We start from the raw sequence: 18,800 nt of genomic DNA on the forward strand, positions 1-18,800 counted from the left end.
CATCATGGACGCAGCGACGGAACGCCTGCTAAAGGTTTTTCTCGAGGGTGTCGAGCCGGCCGTTCCCCTGGTCGCGCTCTGGGCCCACGGCTCGCTCGCGGCCGGCGACTACCAGCCGGGACACAGCGACCTCGACCTGGTCGCGGTCCTCGACGCCACCCCGACCATGGATCACTGGCGGCGGATCAAGGCGGTGCATCGGCGGTTACGCCTGCCGCTTGCGGAGCGGCTGCACTGCTCGTACATGGCCAGGCAGGAGCTCGACGACCTCAGCGCCGAGCACATCACGTGGGCGCACCAGCGCATCTTCCGCCGCCCGGTGACGGCGGTGACGCGGCGCGAGCTGCACGAGGGCGGCAAGGTCCTGTACGGCCCGCCGCCGGCCGAGGTGCTGCCGCCGGTGTCGGACGAGGAGCTGGCCCGTTTCATCCGCTCCGACCTGCGCGACTTCTGGCTCGTCAGGGCGCAGGGGCGGCGGCGCTGGCTGCAGGACGTATGGGTGGACCTCGGCATGGTGACGGTCGCCCGGGCCACGGTCACCCTGCGGGATGGCCGGCTCATCACCAAGCGAGAGGCCCTTGAGGTGCTGCACGAGATGGGTGCGCCCGGCGTGCTGATCGCCGACATCCGCGCCCGCCGCTACGGCACCGAGCGGCCGGTGCTCAGCCGGTACAGGAGAGGCCGGCTGGCCCGCGCGTTCGTCAGGACGGCCATCGGCCGCGCACTGGCCTGACCCGGGGATGTCATCGGGCGGGATGGCAACGTGACGGGCGGTTGTTAGTGGTGTGTGTCAACGCTGCAACCACCTGAATCCGGGAGAGAGCGACCTATGGGCGAGACCAGGCAGTCCTACCTGCTGGCGGCGGAGTCGGCGGTGAGGCTCCTCGGCCACCCGGCCGTGGCGGCGTCATGGGACAAGCCGAGCGCGCTGGTGGAGTTCAGCGTCGCGGGGCTCGCAGGACACCTCGCGCACCAGCTCGTCAGGGTCGGCGAGGCGCTGTCACCGAACGGCCCCGTCCAAGAGCCGATCTCGCTCCTCGAGCACTACATGCGTTCGCCGTGGGTCCAGGCGGGGCTCGATCACGAGAGCAACCTGAGCATCCGCAGGGGCGGCGAGGCCGCGGCCGCCGCCGGGCCCGCCCTGCTGCTCGAACGGAGCCAGGCGCTGCTCGACATGCAGCGCGCCGCGCTGGCCTCCGAGCCGGCCGACCGGGTCGTGATCACCCCGGCCGGCTGGTCGCTGAAGCTCGACGATTTTCTGCTGACCCGGCTCGTGGAGCTGGTCGTCCACTGCGACGACCTGGCCGCGAGCGTCGGCGTGGACACGCCCGCGCTGCCGTCGTCGGTGATCGACCCGGTGGTCGAGCTGCTGGCCAGGCTGGCCGTCCACCGCCACGGCCCCACGGCCGTCATCCGCGCGCTGAGCCGCGCCGAGCGCGCTCCAGCCACCATCAGCGCCTTCTGACCCGGGTACGGCGTCACCGGCCCTTCCGCGGCTTCGTACGGGAGTGGTCGGTGACCTCCGGATAGTCCTCGACCGGGGTACGCCTGCCCAGCAGGTGCCGGTCCACGAACGCCGTCAGGTGCGCCCGGGTGATCTCCAATGCCCGGGCGCCGTCGAGCGGTTGTGCGGGAAGACCCAGGGGCTTCCTGAGCACCGCGTAGTCCACGAACGCCGACGCCCTGCGGCCCCAGCCCACGCTCGGCGACCTCGACCGGCTGCTCGACCAGTCCAGGGCCCTCGGCATCGCGGTCACCAGGCGCGAGGAGGGCGAGCCGAGGCCGGTGCACGAGACGGTCGAGCGCGCCGCGTACCGGGTGATCCAGGAGGCGCTCACCAACGTGCACAAGCACGCGGCCGGGGCCGGCGCCGACGTGCTGATCCGCTACGGCGAGGACGAGCTGCGCGTGGAGGTCCGCAACGAGGCTCCCCGAACGTCAGGCGCGAACGGCGGCAAGGGCCGCCCCCGAACCCGCCCAAGCTGATCATGCTGACCACGTTCGATCTGGACGAGTACGTGCACGAGGCGCTGCGCCTCGGCGCCGTCGGGTTCCTCTTGAAGGACATCCCGCCGCGCGAGCTGGCCGCCGCCGTGCGCACGGTGGCGGCCGGTCAGGCGATGCTCGCGCCTTCGGTCACCAAGCACCTCATCGCCTCCTACGCACGCCGGACCCCTCCCGGGCCGAGATCGCCCGCAGGCGGCTCGCCGCGCTGACCGGCCGGGAGGAGGACGTGATCAGGGCGCTGGCCCGCGGCCTGTCCGACGCGGAGATCGGCCGCGAGCTGCGCCTGAGCGAGGCCACGGTGAAGGCGCACGTCAGCAGCGTGCTGGCCAAGCTGGGCCTGGCCGACCGCGTGCAGGCCGCCATCCTGGTGCACGACGCCGACCTCACATGAAGACCGGCGCCGAGCCCTCAGGTGAGGTCCGGCGCCGGCGTCGGAAGACCGTCTTCGGCCCGATGGCGGGCCGGCCGGGCGGATCAGGTGACCGTCTCGGCGTAGTGGCAGGCCGCCTGGGCGTCCGGCACGGCGGGCAGGATGTCCAGGAGCTGGGTACGGCAGCGCTCGGCCACCCCGGCCTCGGCCGCCTTGCCCGACGCCAGCACATGGCAGCGGGCGTGGAAGCGGCAGCCCGCGGGGATGCGGGTCGGGTCGGGCGGCTCGCCGGTCAGCACGATCCGCTCGGGCGACTCGGGCAGCACCGACAGCAGCGCCTGCGTGTACGGGTGGCGCGGCGCGGTCAGCACCTGCTCGACGGGCCCCGACTCGACGATCCTGCCGAGGTACATCACGGCCACCCGGTCGGCGATGTTCCAGGCCAGGCCGAGGTCGTGGGTGACGACCAGGGCCGACAGGCCCAGCTCCTCGCGCAGCCTGAGCAGCAGCGCGAGGATCTCGCCGCGTACGGAGGCGTCCAGGGAGGCCACCGGCTCGTCGGCGACGAGCACCTTCGGGTTCAGCGCCAGCGCGCCCGCGATGACGACGCGCTGCCGCTGGCCGCCGGAGAGCTCGTGCGGGTAGCGCTGGAAGAAGCGCTCGGGCGGCCGCAGCCCGGCCCTGGACAGGGCGGTGGCCACGATGTCGCGCTCGTCGGGCAGGCCGTGGATGCGCGGGCCCTCCGCGACCGCCTCGTACACGGTGTGGCGGGGGTTGAGCGAGCCGGTCGGGTCCTGCAGGACGAGCTGCACCTGCCTGCGGTAGGCGCGCAGCGCCTTGGTGGTGTAGGCGAGGCTCGCGCCGTCGTAGCGGACCTCGCCCGAGGTGGGGCGTTCGAGGCCGAGCAGGGTGCGGGCGAGCGTGGTCTTGCCGCAGCCGGACTCGCCGACGAGCGCGACGATCTCGCCCTGCCCGATGGCCAGGTTCACGCCGTCCACGGCGCGGGCCTTGCGGCCCCTGGAGGCGAACTCCACGTGCAGGTCACGGGCCTCCAGCAGGGTGGCGCCCGTGGTGCCGGTCTGTTCGGTGGCGGTGCTCGTCTCGGTCATGAGCCGACCTCCTCCTCGGCCCGGGCGTGCACGCACGCCGCCGTACGTCCTGGACCGGCCGGCCACAACCGCACGTCGAGCTCGGCGCACGTGTCGCGCGCGACCGGGCAGCGCGGGTGGAAGGCGCAGCCGCTCGGCAGGTCCATCGGGTCGGGCGGGTCGCCGCCCAGGCCCTTGGGCGCCATGCGCGAGACCGGGTCGCCGACGGTCGGGAAAGCCGCCGCCAGCGCCCGGCTGTAGGGGTGCTTGGCGTCGTGGAACACCTCATGGGACGGGCCGTGTTCGACGACGCGGCCCGCGTACATGACCGCGAGCTGGTCGCACACGTCGGCGAGCACCGACAGGTCGTGCGAGATCATGATCAGCGAGATGCCGCGCTCGGCCACCAGGTCCTTGATCAGGCTGAGTACCTGGGCCTGCACCATCACGTCGAGCGCGGTGGTCGGCTCGTCGGCGATGATCAGGCGCGGCGAGCAGGCCAGCGCCATCGCGATCATGACGCGCTGCCGCTGGCCGCCCGACAGCTCGTGCGGGTAGCTGCGGGCCCGCCAGGCGGGCAGGCCCACCGCGTCGAGCAGCTCGGCGACGCGTTCGCGGGCGGCGTCGGGTTTGGCCAGGTTGTGCACGAGCAGCGGCTCGGCGATCTGGTCGCCGATCCTGCGTACGGGGTTGAGCCCGTGCTGCGCGCCCTGGAAGACGATGGACGCCTCCGCCCAGCGCACGGCGCGCATGCGCCCCCACTTCATGGTGAGGACGTCCTCGCCGTCGAGCAGGATGCGGCCGCCGATCTTCGCGTCCTTGGGCAGCAGCCGCAGCAGCGCCATGGCCAGCGTCGACTTGCCGGACCCCGACTCGCCGGCGACGCCGAGCGCCGCACCGGCCTCGAGCTTCAGCGACACCCCGCGTACGGCGGGCACCTCGCCCGAGGCGATGCGGTAGGTCACGGAGACGTCGTCGAGTTCGAGCAGGCTCATGCGGCCCTCCTCAGCCTCGGGTTGAGCACGGCCTCCAGGGCCCTTCCGACCAGCGTGAACGCCATGACCACGATGAGGATGGCGAGGCCGGGGATGAGGATGTACCACCAGGCGCCCTGGGTGGCGGCGCCCCAGTCGTAGGAGGCACGGAGCATGGTGCCCCAGGAGGTGCGGTTGGAGCTGACGCCGAGGAAGGCCAGCGTGGACTCGGTGACGATGGCGCTGGCCACCTCCAGGGTGGTGCTGGCCAGCAGCAGCGGCGCCACGTTCGGCAGCACGTGCCGGGTGGTGATGTGCCAGTGTCCGGCGCCGAGCGCCTTGGAGCGCTCGATGTACGGCCTGGCCTCGACGGCGAGCGTCTGCGCCCGGATGAGCCGGGCGGTGGACGGCCAGGTGGTGATGCCGATCGCGGCGATGATCGTGAACGTGCTGCCGCCGAGGATGGCGGCGAGGACGAGCGCGGTCACCAGCGAGGGCAGCACCAGGAACCAGTCGGTGACGCGCATGAGCGCGGCGCCGACCCAGCCGCGGAAGTGGCCCGCGGTGATGCCGACGACCAGGCCGATCACGATGCTGAGCAGCGCGGCGAGGAACCCGATGAACAGCGAGGTGCGCGAGCCCCACCAGACCATGAGCAGGATGGACCGGCCTGACTCGTCGGTGCCGAACGGCTCGGACAGGCTCGGCGCGGCCCACCGCTGCCCGGTGTTCTGGATGACGCTGGTGACCGACTCGTCGATGAACCAGGGCGCGATGAGCGCGAGCACGACCGCGATCGCGAGGACGGCCAGCCCGGCGACGCCGCCGCGGTGCGTGCGGAACCCGGCCCAGAAGCGGATCAGCGCCTGCTTCCTGCGGGCCGTGGCGACAGCCGTCATGCGGACCTCACCCTCGGGTCGAGCACGTGGTAGACCACGTCGGCCAGCGTGTTCATGACGATGACCGCGACGGTGATCAGCATGAACGTTCCCTGCATGAGCGTGAAGTCGGGCACCCTGACCGCCTCGTAGAACAGCTGTCCGAGCCCCGGCCAGGTGTAGATGGTCTCCACGGTGACGGCGCCGCCGACGACGAAGCCGATGCGCATGAACACCAGCGTGACCGTGGGCAGCAGCGCGTTGGGCACGGCGTGCTTGCGGCGCACGTCGTCGTCGCGCAGGCCCTTGGCCCTGGCCACGGTGACGTAGTCCTGGCCGACCTCCTCAAGGAGCGAGGAGCGCATGATCAGCAGGTACTGGGCGTACACCACGGCGACCAGCGTCAGGCAGGGCAGCACCATGTGGGAGGCGACGTCCAGCACGTACGCGAACCCGTCGGGCGCGTCCACGCTCTCGATGCCGCGGAACGGGAACAGCCCGGGGATCGGCCCGATGCCGACGCCGAAGACCATCATCAGCAGCAGCCCGAGCCAGAACGTCGGCACCGACCACAGCAGCAGCGACAGGCCGGTGGAGAAGCGGTCGAAGCCGCTGCCGTGCCGCCAGCCCGCTCTGGTGCCCTGCCAGACGCCCAGGCTGACCGCGATGACCAGGCCGGTCCCCGCGAGCAGCAGCGTCGGGCCGATGCGCTCGCCGATGAGGTCGATGACCGGCCGCTTGTACTCGTAGGAGGTGCCGAGGTCGAGCCTGAGCGTGTCGCCCACGAACTGGAAGAACTGGTCGATGAGCGGCTTGTCGAGGCCGAGCCTGCGGCGTTCGAGGTCGAGCTGGGCCGGGGTCATGTTCCGGCCCTGGGCCAGGTTGCGTACGGGGTCGCCGGGGAGCAGCCGGAACACGAAGAAGGTTCCGACGATCACCATGGCGATACTGAACAGCGCCCCACCGGCCTTGGCCAGCGCGTACTGCAGCGTGCCGCGGCGGGTGGGGCGCTCGTCACCAGGGCCCGCCGCCTGGGCGGCGGGCTCTGCTGCTTCGAGCGGTGTCGTCATTCGCGTTCGTCAGCGGTGCTCTTGCGCCGCCTGCTCAGGAGGAAGCCCGCCAGGGCGATGACCACCACACCGCCCACGACTCCCACGATGACGCCGGTGTTGGAGCCGCCTTCGGCGCTCGAACCGGACGCCGCGGCCTCCTTGGCCTCCACGGTGTAGAACGGCCAGTAGCTGCTGCCGCCGTAGAGGATGCCGTTGTCCTCGGGGATCGGGGTGATGCTGGCGATCCGGTCCTTGCGGTAACCCTCAAGGTCGTTGGTGTAGTAGATCGCGATGATCGGGGCGTCGGTGTAGAGACGCTCCTGCATCTTCTTGATGATCTCGGCGCGCTTGGCCCGGTCGAGCTCCTTCTGCTGCTCCTTGTAGAGCTTCTCGAAGGTCTCGTCGCAGTAGAAGGACTCGGTGCCGCCGCCCTCACCGGTCGGGCTGGGCCGCCGGCTGCACAGGTGGGTGGCGAGGACCTCCTCGGGGTCGGGGTTGACCGACCAGCCGCTGATCGCGATGTCGAACAGGCCGGTGACGCCGGTCTCCTCGGTGAACTTGCTGGAGTCGAGCTTCTTGGTGGTCAGCGAGATGCCGATCTCCTTGAAGAAGCCCGTCAGGTACTCGGCGAGCTTGTCCTCGATCGGGGTGTCGGTGTGGATGCTGAAGCGGAACTCCAGCTTGCGCTTGCCGTCGGGCATCGTACGGATGCCGTCGGGGCCCTTCTTGTAGCCCGCGTCGTCGAGGATCTGGTTGGCCTTGGCCGGGTCGTAGGTGACCTTGGTGTCGCCGGTGGCCTCCCAGAAGAAGTCCTGGTACATCGGCGGGACGATCGAGCCGTCGGCGGGCTTGGCCAGGCCGTTCTGCACCTCGTCGACCAGCTTCTGCTTGTCGATGGCGTAGTGGAGCGCCTGGCGGACCTTCTGGTCCTTCAGCGCCGGGTGGCCGTCACCGACGGGCTTGCCGTCGCTGGTGGTGGCGCCGTGGTTGATCTGCAGGTACGCCGAGCGGCGGCCCTGCTGGTTCCAGGCGACGATGTTCGGGTCGTTCTGGATGGCCTCGAACTCCGGCGGGGACATCCGGCCGAGCAGGTCGATGTCGCCGTTCTTCAGGCCCGCGATGGCGGCCTGCGGGTTGTCGTAGAAGATGACCTGCAGCTCGTCGATCTTGGGCTTGCCGCGCCAGTAGTTCGGGTTGGCCTGCAGCTTGACGTACTGGTCCTTCTTGTGCTCGACCGCGAAGTACGGGCCGCTGCTGACCGTCGGGTACACCTCGGCGTCGTAGTTGGCCATGTCGGTGACCTTCTCCCAGACATGCTTGGGCATGATCGGGACCGGGTTGTCCAGCATGCTGGCCTGCGGCGCCTTGAGCTTGATGATCAGGTCCTGGCCGTTGGCGGTGACGCTCTCGAAGTTCTCCACCGCCGGACCGTTGGCGGTCTTGGCGGCGTCGTCGGTCATCATCTTGTTGAACGTCCAGGCGGCGTCCTCGGCCGTGATCGGCTGGCCGTCGGACCACTTCGCCTGGCGGATCTTGAACGTCCAGGTGAGCCCGTCCTCGGACGTGCTCCACGACTCGGCCAGGTCAGGGCTCGGCGCGAGCGTCTTGGAGTCGGGGACCGTGAGGAACCCGTACATCCAGCGGTGGATCGACGTCGAGATCAGACGGACCGCGAGGAATGGGTTCATCGAGTCCATCGACTGCGTCGCGCCGACGCGTATGATCTTCTTCCCCGCCGCGGGCTCCTGTGCGAGGGCAGCCGTCGTGCCCTGACCGGCCACTAATAGCGCGACGCCCAGCGCTGCCAGGCGTGCGAACCATTTCCTCATACGTGCCTCACCTTCAGGCGGGGGGTTCTCTGTGTAGAAGAAGGCACACCATATGGAGACCGCATGTCAACGAGTGACGGAAAATTGTTTCATCTTCGTTTCCAACAGCGGTGTAAATTTTCAGTGGTCCTGGCAGCGCCGTGAGCTGGCGTCACGTCTCCGCGGGCGCCATCGACCGCCGGGCGAGCCGGGCGAACCGCTCGGCGTCGGGAGTGCCGGGCTCGGCGGTGTAGACGATGATCCGGAGATCGCTGCCGGCCACGCTGAGAATGTCGCAGTCGAGCGTCATCGACCCCACCTCGGGATGGTCGAACGTCTTGCGCCCGCCCACCTGACGGTCGACCGTGCCCGAGTCCCACAACTCGGCGAAGCGCGGGCTGCCCGCCCGCAGCTCGGCGATCAGCTCCTTCAGCGCGCGGTCGGCGGGGTAGCGGCCCGCCGTGGTGCGCAGGTCGCCGGCCAGCGCCTCTTCGAAGTCGGCCTGCTCTTCGGGCGAGCGCCTGACCAGGGTGGAGCCCGTGCCCATGAAGACGCGCCACACGGCGTTGCGCTCGCGCCCGCGCCACTGCGCCGCATCGGGGACGAGTGCGGTGTACAGGGGGTTGGCCAGCAGCAGCGTCCAGGCCGCGTCGTGGACGGCGACAGCGGCGCCGTCGAGCCGGTCGATCATCCGCAGCACGCTGGGCGGGATCCTGACGGGCACCATGTCGGGCCCGGGCGGGGCGAGGCCCGCGGACTCGTACAGGTAGGCGCGCTCCTCGTCCGACAGGTGCAGCGCCCGCGCCAGCGCCTCGACGATCTGCGGCGAGGGGTTGGTGGCGTGGCCCTGCTCCAGGCGGACGACATAATCGACGGAGATGCCCGCGAGCGTCGCGAGCTCCTCGCGGCGCAACCCCGCGGTGCGGCGGTGACCTGTCGCGGGCAGCCCCACCGCCTCCGGTCGTATCCGCTCCCGCCAGCGGCGCACCGCCTGCCCGAACTCCTTCGCCATGGTGTCCAGTCTGCCCCTTCCTGGTACCGCGAGTCCCAGGAAAATGAGGGCTCTGGCTGCTCAGGAGCCGCGGACGCAGACTGTGAACATGACAACGACACTGATCACAGGAGCCAACAAGGGTCTCGGTTACGAGACCGCCCGCCGCCTCATCGAGGCCGGCCACACCGTCTACGTCGGCGCCAGGAACGCCGAGCGGGGCCGCCAGGCCGCCGAGCGGCTCGGCGCCCGGTTCGTGCAGATCGACGTGACCGACGACGACTCCGTCGCCAAGGCCGCCGCCGCCATCGAGGCCGACGGCGGGCTCGACGTGCTCGTCAACAACGCGGGCGTCGAGGAGCGCAAGCCGGACGCCGGCATCTACACGGCGGCCGAGGTGACCGGCGACCTGATGTACCAGACGTTCAACACCAACGTCTTCGGCGTCGTGCGCGTGCTGCACCACTTCGTGCCGCTGCTGCGCCGCTCGCAGGCCCCCGTCGTGGTGAACGTCAGCAGCGGCCTGGCCTCGCTGACCACCGTCACCACCCCGGGGACGCCGGTGTACGACTACCCCGGCGTGGCGTACCCGGCGTCGAAGGCCGCGGTCAACATGATCACGGTTCAGTTCGCCAAGGCGTTCCCCGAGATGCGGATCAACGCGGTCGAGCCCGGCTACACCAAGACCGACCTCAACCACAACACCGGCATCCAGACCGTCGAGGAGGGCGCCGAGATCATCGTGCGGATGGCGCAGGTGGGCCCCGACGGCCCGACCGGCGGCTACTTCAGCGCCAAGGGCCCTCTGCCCTGGTGACCCTCGGGTCAGCCGCAGGCGCAGGCGCCACCACCGCAGCACCCGCCGGCCATCGGCAGCAGCTCGACGGGCGCGGCCCTGCCCACCAGCTCGTCGCCGGCCTCCGTCACGGCGGCGCCGATCAGCGCGTCGTCGACGGGGGCCTGGCTGGTGACGGTCACCGCGCCCGAGGCGACGTCGACCTCGACCGCGCTCACCCCGGCGATGGCGCTCACCTCCTCGGTCACGGCACTGGCACAATGACCGCAGGTCATGCCCTTGACCTGGTACGTGGCCACGGTCATGCGAACACTCCTTCCTCATCGGCTCCAATGACGGCACTCTATACCCCCTAGGGGTAAAGACGCATACATGGGTCCCCCACGGAAAGAGGGGTGGAAACACGCCGCACAAGGGGGTTCTCATGCTGGACGGCAAGACCATCGCCTTTCTGGTGGCACCCGAGGGAGTCGAGCAGGTGGAGCTCACCGAGCCGTGGAAGGCGGTCAAACAGGCCGGCGGCACGCCCAGGCTGGTCTCCACCTCCCCCGGCCGGATCCAGGCGTTCAACCACCTGGACAAGGCCGACCACTTCGCCGTCGACGACACCGTCACGGACGCCGACCCGGCCGCGTACGACGGCCTGGTGCTGCCCGGCGGCGTCGCCAACCCGGACTTCCTGCGCATGTCGTCCGACGCCGTGGGCTTCGTCCGGGCCTTCTTCGAGGCGGGCAAGCCGGTGGCGGCCATCTGTCACGCGCCGTGGACGCTGATCGAGGCCGACGTCGTACGCGGGCGCACGCTCACCTCGTGGCCGAGCCTGCGAACCGACCTGCGCAACGCCGGGGCGACCTGGGTGGACAAGGAGGTCGTGGTCGACACCGAGGGCCCCGGTCCGCTGGTGACCAGCCGCAAGCCGGACGACCTCAAAGCGTTCTGCCAGACCGTCACCGACGTGCTCGGCGAGGGCTGACGCCTTCCGGGGTGGCCTTTCCCGTACGAGAGGGCCACCCCCGGGCGAGGTCGAAACGAGCTCGTAACGCCTTGTCCCCTGGGGAGAAATGGTCTAGACGTAGACCATAAGGAGCGTCCTCCGCCCCCCAGGGAGACCTCAATGACAACAGAAGAGGATTCCAGGCGGCTGGCCGAGCTCGGCTACAAGCAGGAGCTGGCACGCACCTGGAGCGGTTTCTCGAACTTCGCGATCTCCTTCTCAATCATCTCGATCCTGGCCGGCTGCTTCACGACCTTCGGACAAGCCTGGAACAACGGCGGCCCCATCGCCATCTCCTGGGGCTGGCCGCTGATCTCCCTGTTCATCCTCATCATCGGCTTGTGCATGTCGGAGCTGGTCTCGGCGTACCCCACGGCGGGCGGCATCTACTGGTGGGCCGCCAAGCTGGGCGGGCCGGTCCACGGCTGGTTCACCGGCTGGCTCAACCTCATCGGCCTCATCGCGGTCACCGCGTCGGTGGACTACGGCTGCGCCACGTTCCTCAACATCACGCTCAACCGGCTGACCGGCGGCGCGTGGGAGGGCACGCTCCCCCAGGCGTTCCTGCTGTTCGTGATCGTCCTGGCGCTGCACGCGCTGATCAACATCTTCAGCCACAAGCTGATCTCGCTGCTGCAGAACATCTCCGTCTGGTGGCACGTGGCCGGCGCCGCGATCGTCGTCGCCATCCTCGTCTTCGCGCCCGGCGAGCACCAGTCGGCGGGCTTCGTCTTCTTCGGCACCAACAACACCTCGGGCTTCGGCTCCGGCTCCGACGGCCTGACCTTCTGGCTGTACGTGCTGCCGCTCGGCTTCCTGCTCACCCAGTACACGATCACCGGGTTCGACGCCTGCGCCCACGTGTCGGAGGAGACGCAGGGCGCGGCCAGGACCGCCGCGCGCGGCCTGTGGCAGTCGATCTTCTACTCGGCGATCGGCGGCTGGATCCTGCTGCTCGCGTTCCTGTTCGCCGCCACCGACGTGGACGAACTGAACGCCCAGTCCGGGTTCGTCGGCGCCATCTTCGAGACCGCGCTGTCGTCCCCGCTGGCCACCGCGATCTTCGCGATCTCCACCATCGGGCAGTTCTTCTGCGGGATGAGCTGCGTGACCTCGATGTCGCGCATGACGTACGCGTTCGCCCGCGACGGCGCCGTGCCCGGCTGGCGGCTGTGGTCGAAGGTGGACCGCAACCGCACCCCGGTCAACGCCATCGTGGCCGGCTGCACCGTCGCCGCCCTCATCACGCTGCCCGCGCTCTACGCACCTCCCGGGCTGACCACGCCCGTCGCGTTCTACGCCGTCGTCTCGATCGCGGTCATCGGCCTCTACCTGGCCTTCCTCATCCCGATCTGGCTGCGGCTGCGCATGGGTGAGGCGTTCCAGCCGGGGCCGTGGACGCTGGGCCGCGCGTACAAGCCGCTGTGCTGGATCGCCTGCGTCGAGATCGTGATCGTGTCGGTCTACTTCATCATGCCGTTCTCGCCCGAAGGGGTGCCTGGCAACCCCGAGTTCACCTGGACCTCGGTCAACTACGCGCCCGTCGCGGTGGGCATCGTGCTCATCGGGATCGCGCTGTGGTGGGCGCTGTCGGCCCGGCACTGGTTCACCGGGCCGCGCCGCACGGTGGACGAGAACCTCGTGTCCTGACACGGAAACGCCCGGGGGCCTCGCGGGTCCCCCGGGCGTTGCTGTCGGATGCGGCTCAGCCGGCCCAGCTCAGCCTGCCCAGCTCAGCCGATCCGTCGGCCACAGGCGCGTGTCCGCCTGGCGCTTGAGCACGTTCTCCTCAGGCGTGCCCACCGCGCAGCGGGTGCCGTGCGGCGGCACCTTCAGCGAGATCAGGTACTCGTCGAAGATGTCCGTCTGGCACTTGTCCTTGCCGTAGATGCGGTGGCCCCACCCCTCGTACGTGAGCAGCACCGCCTTCGGGCCGAGCTGGCGGGCCGCGTTGGCCGACCAGATCCACGGCGTGGCGGGGTCGTGCAGCGAGTTGCCGAGCAGCAGCGGCGCGTCACCCGTGTACCGCAGCTCGTGCGGCGGGTTGGTCGTCTTGTAGTTCATGCAGATCGGCAGGTCGTCGATCGGGTACGGGTGGTACCGCGTGTCGGGCGCCAGCGCGTTGGAGACCTTCATCAGCGCGGCGTACTCGGCGTAGTTGCGCACCCGGAGGTCGTAGTCCTGGCACAGGATCGTGGTCGGCAGCTCGGCCACGTCGCCCTCCACCGGCCCCCGGCCGGGCAGCGGCGGCACCCAGTCGGGCTCGGGCCCGCCGTTCAGCCAGTTGATGGTCTGGCTGAGCGTCACCCAGTCGGGCCCCTCGTTGCCCAGCGCGGCGTTGTAGATGACCTGCAGCTCCGTCATCTTCGTGCCGGTGCTCGGGTAGATCAGCTCGCCCCGCTGAGCCTTCTCCCGCAGGTTCTTCCAGATCGCCCGGATGTCCTGGCCGTGCAGGACGCAGCTCGGCTCCTGCTCGCACCAGCCGACGAACTGGTCGAAGGCGTCCTCGACGGCGACGGCCTCCGTCGCCAGGAAGCCCGCCACGTCGAGGCTGTGGTCCATGTTGCTGTCCAGCCCCAGCGCGCGGACGCGGTCAGGGAACAGCTCGGCGTACATCTGGCCGATCAGCGTGCCGTAGGAGATGCCGTAGTAGGTGAGCTTCTCCTCGCCGAGCGCCTCGCGCAGGGCGTCCATGTCGCGGGCGACGTCCGTGGAGTCGACGTGGTCGTACAGCGGGCCGGTGCGCTCACGGCAGTCCTGGTGCAGGCGCTTGGTGAAGGCGTCCCACGCCTCGAATTCGGCCTGGCTCTTGATGACCGTGTGCGGCATCTGGTTGTAGACCGACGCCGAGCAGATCACCGGGTGGCTGCGGCCCACGCCCCGGGGGTCGAAGCCGACGATGTCGAAGTGGCGCTGGAGCTCCTCGGTGTAGGAGCCGGGGGCGCCGTACACGGCCTCGACGCCCGAGCCGCCGGGGCCGCCGGGGTTGATGACCAGCGAGCCGATCCTGGCGTCGGGGTCGGTGGCCTTGCGGCGGGCGACCGCGATGTCGACGGTCGGGCCGTCCGGCTGCGACCAGTCGATGGGCACGGTCAGCGTGCCGCACTCGGCAGACGGCTCCTCCTCGCACGGAGCCCAGGTGATGGTGCGCGCCGGCTGCGTCACCTCGGCACTGGCGGCCGGGACGGGCGACAGCGTCGCCACCGCCACTAAGGCGGCGGCGAGCAGGGTGAACCTTCTTCGCACGATGCTCCAATCTTCGATCGATCCCCCGTTGGGGCGTGCGACGAAGATGGATCATCGCGTATTTGGCGTTATGTGCGCGACGAAATTACCGAAGTTCCCTACTTCGTAATGACTTATCGCGTCAAGAGGCTTCGAATGCCTCCGCCACCACCTTGCGGACCTCGTCCATGTCCGCGCTGCCCATCTCGCGCTTGAGCGAGGTCATGTCGACGTCGGGCATCCCGCACGCGACCGCCCAGCTCCACGGCGTCAGGTCGCCGTCGACGTTGAGCGCGAACCCGTGGCTGGTGACGCCCCGGCTCTGGCGCATGCCGATCGAGATGATCTTGCGTCCGGTCTCCACCGTCCACACGCCGGTCAGCAGCTCGGAGCCCGGCGGCGTGTCGCGGCGCTCGGCCGGCAGCCCCAGCTTGCCCAGCGCCTCCACCAGCCGGAGCTCCACCTCGCGAACGTAGTCGACGATGCCCTCGCCCTCGTCCAGCTTGACGATGAGGTAGCCGACGAGCTGGCCGGGCCCGTGATAGGTGAGCTGGCCGCCGCGACCGGTCTCGACCACGGGGATGCCGTGGGAAGGGTCGGGCAGGTGCTCGGCCGGGGTGCGTCGCCCGATCGTGTAGACGGAGGGATGGCTCAGCAGCCAGAGCGTGTCCGGCCGCTCCTCCCGTTGGCGCTGCCCGACGAGGTCGGTCATGCGCTCCATAGCCTGGTCGTATTCGACGAGCTCATCCTGGATGAGCGTCAGCGGCCTTGCCCTCATGTTTCTGAGGATATGCCCGGCCCTTGACTGGCGACGCCGCAGGTAGGCCCGCTTTTACCCGCTGTGGGCCGCCACCCACTCGTCCACCAGCTCGCAGAGCCGGTCCAGCGCCTCTTCCACCCGCTCGCGCTCGCCCGTGGTGAGGAAGTCGATCTGCAGCCCGGTGTACGCCGAGTTCGCCAGCGTCGAGATCCGCGTCGCCTCCGGCTCCGGCACGCCGCGATCGCGCAGCAGCCCGGCCACGAACTCCGACCGGTCGGCCAGCAGCCTCGGCACGTGCCCGCGCAGCTTGCCTGCCGCCGCGAGCCCTTCGATCTCGTGGATGAGCCGGGCGATCGGCACGTTCTCCTCGCGGGACTGCCAGTCCCACGTACGGCGGATGATCGTGCCCACGCTCTCGGAGCCCGACCAGCCCGGCAGACCGCGCAGCCAGGCGCGGTGGCGCTCGTCGAGGCGCTCCATGGTGGCCGACAGCAGCTCTTCCTTGTCGGCGAAGTGGTGGGTGAGCACGCGGGTGGACTTGCCCAGGTGCTGGGCCAGCGGGCGCATGGACAGCGTCGAGAGGCCGTGGTCGGCCAGGTAGTCGATGATCTGGTCGAGCAGCTCGCCGCGGCGGTGCGGATCGGCGGTCCTGGCCATGGCTGTTTTCCCTTTGACGCCATTGAGGTGACGACTGTTACCCTACCGGGGAAACGACTGTTACCTTTATTTCAGGGGATACCCATGTCCATCGACGTACGCCGGCGTGCCCGCCTGCCCGCCTGGCTGCTCGCGCTGACCTTCACCACCTTCACGTTCGCCACCGACGACTACGTGATCGCCGGGGTGCTGCCCGCGCTCTCCGCCGACCTCGGAGTCAGCGAGGCCATGGGCGGGCAGCTCGTCACGGCCTTCTCGCTGGCGTTCGCGCTGGCCGCACCCGTGGCCTCGGTGGTGACCGCCACCTGGTCGAGGCGGGCGCTGCTGGCGTGCGCGCTGGGGTTGTTCGTCGCGGCCAACGCGGCCGCCGCCTTCACCGGTTCGTACGCGGTGCTGCTCGGCCTGCGCGTGCTGGCCGCCGTGGCCGCCGCCGCCGTCGTCCCCGCCGCGTACGCCATCGCCACCTCCGCGGCCCCCGAGGGGCGGCAGGGGAGCTACCTGGCGCTGGTGATGGGCGGGCTGACCGGTTCGCTGACGTTCGGCGTGCCGCTCGGCACGTGGGTGGGCGGCGCCTTCGGCTGGCAGGCCACGTTCGGGCTGGGCGCGGCGCTGGGGCTCGTCGCGCTGGCGGCGGTCATGGTCACGCTGCCCGGCCTGCCGCCGCAGCCCGCCATGCCGATCAGGGAGCGTCTCGCCCCGCTGGCCCGGCCCCAGGTGCTGCTCGGTCTGCTCGGGATCGTCGCGATCGTGCTGGGCAGCATGATGGTGCTGAGCTATCTCGCCCCGTTCCTGCGCGACCTGGCCGGCGCCGGGCCGGTGGAGCTGGGCTGGGTGTTCGTGCTCGCCGGTCTCGCCGGGCTCGCCGGCGGCCAGCTCGGCGGCAGGGCGGCCGACCGGTGGGGCGCGAGCCGGGCGATGACCGCGGGCGTGGCCGCGTTCGCGGCGGTGATGGCCGCCCTCACCTTCTGCCAGATCCTGCGGCCGGTCCCGCTGCTCGCCCTGCTGCCGCTGCTGCTGCTCTGGGCGGGCGCGTCGTGGTGGATCCCGCCGCCCGCGCAGGCCCGCATGATCACCCTCGCCGGCCCGGCGGCGCCGCAGGCGCTCGCGCTCAACAGCAGCGCCGTCTACGTGGGCGTGTCGTGCGGTGCCGCGCTCGGCGGGCTCGTGCTGGAGACATACGGCAGCGGCTGGTTGCCGGCCGCCGCGGTCTGCGTGGAACTGGTCGCGCTCGCGCTCTTCCGCGCGGCGGACCGTGGGCGCGCCGGCGCTATGCCGCCCGGTAACCCTTCGGCTCCTCAGGGATGAGGATCCACATGGCGACGTAGACGACCCAGAGCGGGCCGGGGATGAGCGACAGCAACAGCCAGAGAATGCGGACGAGCGTCGGCGGCAGGCCCAGCTTGTCGGCGATGCCGCCGCAGACGCCGGCCAGGATCCTGTGCTCTCGTGAGCGGTACATGCTGTGTTCCTTCGTTGTGGTGTGTCGTCCTACGTGAGAAACGGACGGCAACGCGGATCAGATCCTCTCAGGACCCTGAGAAAACCCTGATAGGGTCAGCCACTTCTGTGCCATGCCCAGATGACGGCTGGTCAGACCCTCCGCCGGGTCCACATGAACAAGGAGGAAATTCTCCAGACCCTGATGGACCCTGAGGTACTCCTCGTCCTCCGCCCACACCTGATCGTCGAACCAGACGAACGGCCGCCGGCCGACGTACCCCGCCACATGCGGCGTCTTGAACATCTCCCCGTGCTCGCTCGGCGCGCCGGGGCTCATCGGGATCACCGGGAGCGTGGGCAGCCCGATGCGCGGCGCGATCCAGTCGTTGGCGTGGTGCTCCCACGTGGTGGCCCAGACCAGCTCGGACCCGGTGTTCAGGGCCAGCTCCAGCAGGCGGCGGCCGTGGGCCGGGTTGAGGTGCACGGTGTAGACCTCGGCGCCGATCGTGCACCGGTAGCGCCGGTAACCGGCGGCGGGCGGGCCCATGGGGTTCAGCACGCCGTCCACGTCGAGCAGCAGCAGCGGCTTCACGGCGCCGCTCCGGCCCTGTGCTGCTGGGGGCTGACCCCGCGTACGCGCTTGAAAGCCGCGCTGAGCGCGAACGGGCTGCCGTACCCGACCTTCCTGGCCACCGAGCCGATCGTCGCGCCGGGCTCGCGCAGCAGGTCGGCGGCCAGCGCCAGCCGCCAGTCGGTGAGGAACGCCATCGGCGGCTCGCCCACCAGCTCGGTGAAGCGCCGCGCCAGCGAGGCCCGCGACACGCCCACCTCGGCGGCCAGCGAGGCGACCGTCCACGGGCGGGCCGGGTCGTTGTGCAGCAGGCGCATGGCCTTGCCGACGACGGGGTCGCTCATCGCGCGGTACCACCCCGGCGCCTCGTTCGCGGCGAAGTGGGCTCGCAGCACCGCGATGAGCAGCAGGTCGAGCAGCCGGTCGAGGACGGCCTCCTGGCCCGGCTCGTCCTTGACGATCTCGGCGCTCATCAGCGTGGTGAGCGGGCCGCCAGGCTGCACGATCAGCCGGGGCAGCGCGTCGAGCAGCCGCCTGCTGACCTCGCCCTCCATCGTGTAGGTGCCGGTGAGCAGCACGGTCTCGCCGTCGCGGTCGTTGCCCCACGTGCGCACGCCGAGGTCCATGGACTGGTAGAGGGACTCGCCGTCGACGGTGGTGCAGCGCTGGCCGGGGTGGATGACGATCTGCGGCGCCGTCGCCGGGTCGTCGGCCACCGTGTACGGCTCAGGCCCCCGTACGACCGCCACCTGCCCGGCCTGGACGCGTACGGGCTCGGCGTCGTCGAACGTGATCCACGACTCGCCCCGCACCTGCGTGACCACCGACAGCGGAGCCTCGTCCTGGATGCGCAGCGACCACGGCGGGTCGAGGATCGAGCGCAGGAGGAAGGCGCCGCGAGCTCTGGGGCCGTCGAGCAGCGCCGCGAGCTGATCCATGAGTCAGACGATGGCACAAGCGTTTGTGCCTGCTCAACCAAGGGGACGACGGTCGGCATGGCGGCCCTGCCCGCGGCTTTCGGCGGGGCTGTGAGGGCCGGACCGCTGATGACGCGCGGGACCGCGAGAAGCCGGGCCGCCGGTGAAGCGCGAGACGGTGAGGGGCCGGGCCGGCCCGAGACGCGGGGCGACGACCGGGCCCGGCCGAGGCGAACATATGGCCAATTCTTCGTGAACAGCGCGTATCACCC

23 protein-coding genes are annotated in these 18,800 nt (G+C 70.4%); 9 read left to right on the plus strand and 14 right to left on the minus strand.

What is annotated here, in order from left to right:
• The first annotated feature begins 4 nt into the window (after positions 1-4).
• Both WBK31_RS32975 and WBK31_RS32980 read left to right on the plus strand, forming a co-directional pair.
• Positions 5-733 (plus strand): nucleotidyltransferase domain-containing protein, encoded by a 729-nt coding sequence (locus WBK31_RS32975; RefSeq protein ID WP_378786034.1) that lies wholly within the window; start codon positions 5-7, stop codon positions 731-733.
• A 96-nt stretch (positions 734-829) separates the two neighbouring features.
• Positions 830-1,465, plus strand: a complete 636-nt coding sequence (locus WBK31_RS32980) for a maleylpyruvate isomerase N-terminal domain-containing protein (RefSeq protein WP_364062782.1) — start codon at positions 830-832, stop codon at positions 1,463-1,465.
• Positions 1,466-1,478: 13 nt separating this feature from the next.
• On the opposite strand, the gene WBK31_RS32985 is transcribed toward WBK31_RS32980, so the two are convergent.
• A complete protein-coding gene (locus WBK31_RS32985) occupies positions 1,479-1,748 on the minus strand; it encodes a hypothetical protein (protein ID WP_406673666.1) in 270 nt (89 codons plus the stop codon).
• A gap of 37 nt (positions 1,749-1,785) precedes the next feature.
• Between WBK31_RS32985 and WBK31_RS32990 the strand changes: the two genes are divergently transcribed.
• Genes WBK31_RS32990 through WBK31_RS33000 form a run of 3 tightly spaced genes read left to right on the plus strand, consistent with a single transcriptional unit; the run spans position 1,786 to position 2,398 of the window.
• Positions 1,786-1,986 (plus strand): hypothetical protein, encoded by a 201-nt coding sequence (locus WBK31_RS32990; protein WP_406673667.1) that lies wholly within the window; start codon positions 1,786-1,788, stop codon positions 1,984-1,986.
• Between the two features lie 2 nt (positions 1,987-1,988).
• The gene (locus WBK31_RS32995; RefSeq protein ID WP_406673668.1) at positions 1,989-2,216 is read left to right on the plus strand and encodes a hypothetical protein; all 228 of its coding nucleotides are present in this window, start codon (positions 1,989-1,991) and stop codon (positions 2,214-2,216) included.
• A 17-nt stretch (positions 2,217-2,233) separates the two neighbouring features.
• A complete protein-coding gene (locus tag WBK31_RS33000; protein ID WP_406673669.1) occupies positions 2,234-2,398 on the plus strand; it encodes a response regulator transcription factor in 165 nt (54 codons plus the stop codon).
• An 83-nt stretch (positions 2,399-2,481) separates the two neighbouring features.
• Here the strand turns inward: WBK31_RS33000 and WBK31_RS33005 are convergent, their stop codons facing one another.
• The 6 genes from WBK31_RS33005 to WBK31_RS33030 all read right to left on the minus strand — a co-directional run bounded on the left by WBK31_RS33005 (position 2,482) and on the right by WBK31_RS33030 (position 9,189).
• Entirely contained in the window at positions 2,482-3,486 is a 1,005-nt protein-coding gene (locus WBK31_RS33005; protein WP_378786029.1) for an ABC transporter ATP-binding protein, read from the minus strand.
• On the minus strand, positions 3,483-4,460 hold the full coding sequence (locus WBK31_RS33010; protein WP_364062773.1) for an ABC transporter ATP-binding protein: 978 nt from the start codon (positions 4,458-4,460) through the stop codon (positions 3,483-3,485). The genes WBK31_RS33005 and WBK31_RS33010 overlap by 4 nt, the downstream gene beginning before the upstream one ends.
• On the minus strand, positions 4,457-5,338 hold the full coding sequence (locus WBK31_RS33015) for an ABC transporter permease (RefSeq protein ID WP_364062770.1): 882 nt from the start codon (positions 5,336-5,338) through the stop codon (positions 4,457-4,459). Before WBK31_RS33015 ends, WBK31_RS33010 begins: the two co-directional genes overlap by 4 nt.
• Positions 5,335-6,387 carry an ABC transporter permease gene (locus tag WBK31_RS33020; protein ID WP_364062767.1) on the minus strand — a complete coding sequence of 351 codons (1,053 nt, stop codon included), beginning with the start codon at positions 6,385-6,387 and terminating at the stop codon, positions 5,335-5,337. Before WBK31_RS33020 ends, WBK31_RS33015 begins: the two co-directional genes overlap by 4 nt.
• Entirely contained in the window at positions 6,384-8,198 is a 1,815-nt protein-coding gene (locus WBK31_RS33025) for an ABC transporter substrate-binding protein (RefSeq protein WP_364062764.1), read from the minus strand. The genes WBK31_RS33020 and WBK31_RS33025 overlap by 4 nt, the downstream gene beginning before the upstream one ends.
• Before the next feature lie 151 nt (positions 8,199-8,349).
• Positions 8,350-9,189, minus strand: coding sequence for a helix-turn-helix transcriptional regulator (locus tag WBK31_RS33030; RefSeq protein ID WP_364062761.1), 840 nt, complete (start codon positions 9,187-9,189; stop codon positions 8,350-8,352).
• Positions 9,190-9,277: 88 nt separating this feature from the next.
• On the opposite strand from WBK31_RS33030, the gene WBK31_RS33035 reads away from it, so the two are divergent.
• A complete protein-coding gene (locus tag WBK31_RS33035; RefSeq protein ID WP_364062758.1) occupies positions 9,278-9,985 on the plus strand; it encodes an SDR family NAD(P)-dependent oxidoreductase in 708 nt (235 codons plus the stop codon).
• An 8-nt stretch (positions 9,986-9,993) separates the two neighbouring features.
• Here WBK31_RS33035 and WBK31_RS33040 read toward each other — a convergent pair whose 3' ends face one another.
• The gene (locus WBK31_RS33040; RefSeq protein ID WP_406673670.1) at positions 9,994-10,269 is read right to left on the minus strand and encodes a heavy-metal-associated domain-containing protein; all 276 of its coding nucleotides are present in this window, start codon (positions 10,267-10,269) and stop codon (positions 9,994-9,996) included.
• Between the two features lie 119 nt (positions 10,270-10,388).
• On the opposite strand from WBK31_RS33040, the gene WBK31_RS33045 reads away from it, so the two are divergent.
• Positions 10,389-10,937, plus strand: coding sequence for a type 1 glutamine amidotransferase domain-containing protein (locus WBK31_RS33045; protein WP_364062752.1), 549 nt, complete (start codon positions 10,389-10,391; stop codon positions 10,935-10,937).
• Positions 10,938-11,078: 141 nt separating this feature from the next.
• The gene (locus WBK31_RS33050) at positions 11,079-12,608 is read left to right on the plus strand and encodes an amino acid permease (RefSeq protein WP_406673671.1); all 1,530 of its coding nucleotides are present in this window, start codon (positions 11,079-11,081) and stop codon (positions 12,606-12,608) included.
• Between the two features lie 69 nt (positions 12,609-12,677).
• On the opposite strand, the gene WBK31_RS33055 is transcribed toward WBK31_RS33050, so the two are convergent.
• The 3 genes from WBK31_RS33055 to WBK31_RS33065 form a co-directional block, all read right to left on the minus strand.
• Positions 12,678-14,204 carry an alpha/beta fold hydrolase gene (locus WBK31_RS33055; protein ID WP_364062746.1) on the minus strand — a complete coding sequence of 509 codons (1,527 nt, stop codon included), beginning with the start codon at positions 14,202-14,204 and terminating at the stop codon, positions 12,678-12,680.
• Positions 14,205-14,325: 121 nt separating this feature from the next.
• Positions 14,326-14,961 carry a lipoyl(octanoyl) transferase LipB gene (gene lipB, locus WBK31_RS33060; RefSeq protein ID WP_378786023.1) on the minus strand — a complete coding sequence of 212 codons (636 nt, stop codon included), beginning with the start codon at positions 14,959-14,961 and terminating at the stop codon, positions 14,326-14,328.
• A 54-nt stretch (positions 14,962-15,015) separates the two neighbouring features.
• Positions 15,016-15,600: a TetR/AcrR family transcriptional regulator gene (locus WBK31_RS33065; protein ID WP_364062740.1), complete on the minus strand. Its 585-nt coding sequence runs from the start codon at positions 15,598-15,600 to the stop codon at positions 15,016-15,018.
• A gap of 84 nt (positions 15,601-15,684) precedes the next feature.
• Between WBK31_RS33065 and WBK31_RS33070 the strand changes: the two genes are divergently transcribed.
• Positions 15,685-16,905 (plus strand): MFS transporter, encoded by a 1,221-nt coding sequence (locus WBK31_RS33070; protein WP_406673672.1) that lies wholly within the window; start codon positions 15,685-15,687, stop codon positions 16,903-16,905.
• Here the strand turns inward: WBK31_RS33070 and WBK31_RS33075 are convergent.
• The 3 genes from WBK31_RS33075 to WBK31_RS33085 are packed head-to-tail and all read right to left on the minus strand — an operon-like array spanning position 16,868 to position 18,549.
• The gene (locus WBK31_RS33075) at positions 16,868-17,059 is read right to left on the minus strand and encodes a PspC domain-containing protein (protein WP_364062734.1); all 192 of its coding nucleotides are present in this window, start codon (positions 17,057-17,059) and stop codon (positions 16,868-16,870) included. The two genes, WBK31_RS33070 and WBK31_RS33075, sit on opposite strands and share 38 nt — an antisense overlap.
• A gap of 57 nt (positions 17,060-17,116) precedes the next feature.
• A complete protein-coding gene (locus WBK31_RS33080; protein ID WP_364062731.1) occupies positions 17,117-17,632 on the minus strand; it encodes an HAD domain-containing protein in 516 nt (171 codons plus the stop codon).
• Complete coding sequence (locus tag WBK31_RS33085; RefSeq protein ID WP_364062728.1) at positions 17,629-18,549, minus strand: AraC family transcriptional regulator; 921 nt, start codon at positions 18,547-18,549, stop codon at positions 17,629-17,631. Before WBK31_RS33085 ends, WBK31_RS33080 begins: the two co-directional genes overlap by 4 nt.
• Between the last annotated feature and the right edge of the window lie 251 nt (positions 18,550-18,800).

Origin of the sequence: Nonomuraea sp. N2-4H (assembly GCF_045291505.1) — a bacterium.
Taxonomy (GTDB): domain Bacteria; phylum Actinomycetota; class Actinomycetes; order Streptosporangiales; family Streptosporangiaceae; genus Nonomuraea; species Nonomuraea fastidiosa.

What these genes read in the sequence shown, in the direction of transcription:
- WBK31_RS32995 (WP_406673668.1), top strand. Translation starts at nt 1,989, where the DNA reads ATGCTGACCACGTTCGATCTGGACGAGTACGTGCACGAGGCGCTGCGC.
- WBK31_RS33005 (WP_378786029.1), bottom strand. Translation starts at nt 3,486, where the DNA reads ATGACCGAGACGAGCACCGCCACCGAACAGACCGGCACCACGGGCGCC.
- WBK31_RS33070 (WP_406673672.1), top strand. Translation starts at nt 15,685, where the DNA reads ATGTCCATCGACGTACGCCGGCGTGCCCGCCTGCCCGCCTGGCTGCTC.
- WBK31_RS33045 (WP_364062752.1), top strand. Translation starts at nt 10,389, where the DNA reads ATGCTGGACGGCAAGACCATCGCCTTTCTGGTGGCACCCGAGGGAGTC.
- WBK31_RS32980 (WP_364062782.1), top strand. Translation starts at nt 830, where the DNA reads ATGGGCGAGACCAGGCAGTCCTACCTGCTGGCGGCGGAGTCGGCGGTG.
- WBK31_RS32985 (WP_406673666.1), bottom strand. Translation starts at nt 1,748, where the DNA reads ATGCCGAGGGCCCTGGACTGGTCGAGCAGCCGGTCGAGGTCGCCGAGC.
- lipB (WP_378786023.1), bottom strand. Translation starts at nt 14,961, where the DNA reads ATGAGGGCAAGGCCGCTGACGCTCATCCAGGATGAGCTCGTCGAATAC.
- WBK31_RS33085 (WP_364062728.1), bottom strand. Translation starts at nt 18,549, where the DNA reads ATGGATCAGCTCGCGGCGCTGCTCGACGGCCCCAGAGCTCGCGGCGCC.
- WBK31_RS32975 (WP_378786034.1), top strand. Translation starts at nt 5, where the DNA reads ATGGACGCAGCGACGGAACGCCTGCTAAAGGTTTTTCTCGAGGGTGTC.
- WBK31_RS33010 (WP_364062773.1), bottom strand. Translation starts at nt 4,460, where the DNA reads ATGAGCCTGCTCGAACTCGACGACGTCTCCGTGACCTACCGCATCGCC.
- WBK31_RS33050 (WP_406673671.1), top strand. Translation starts at nt 11,079, where the DNA reads ATGACAACAGAAGAGGATTCCAGGCGGCTGGCCGAGCTCGGCTACAAG.
- WBK31_RS33040 (WP_406673670.1), bottom strand. Translation starts at nt 10,269, where the DNA reads ATGACCGTGGCCACGTACCAGGTCAAGGGCATGACCTGCGGTCATTGT.
- WBK31_RS33035 (WP_364062758.1), top strand. Translation starts at nt 9,278, where the DNA reads ATGACAACGACACTGATCACAGGAGCCAACAAGGGTCTCGGTTACGAG.
- WBK31_RS33015 (WP_364062770.1), bottom strand. Translation starts at nt 5,338, where the DNA reads ATGACGGCTGTCGCCACGGCCCGCAGGAAGCAGGCGCTGATCCGCTTC.
- WBK31_RS33065 (WP_364062740.1), bottom strand. Translation starts at nt 15,600, where the DNA reads ATGGCCAGGACCGCCGATCCGCACCGCCGCGGCGAGCTGCTCGACCAG.
- WBK31_RS33020 (WP_364062767.1), bottom strand. Translation starts at nt 6,387, where the DNA reads ATGACGACACCGCTCGAAGCAGCAGAGCCCGCCGCCCAGGCGGCGGGC.
- WBK31_RS33030 (WP_364062761.1), bottom strand. Translation starts at nt 9,189, where the DNA reads ATGGCGAAGGAGTTCGGGCAGGCGGTGCGCCGCTGGCGGGAGCGGATA.
- WBK31_RS33075 (WP_364062734.1), bottom strand. Translation starts at nt 17,059, where the DNA reads ATGTACCGCTCACGAGAGCACAGGATCCTGGCCGGCGTCTGCGGCGGC.
- WBK31_RS33025 (WP_364062764.1), bottom strand. Translation starts at nt 8,198, where the DNA reads ATGAGGAAATGGTTCGCACGCCTGGCAGCGCTGGGCGTCGCGCTATTA.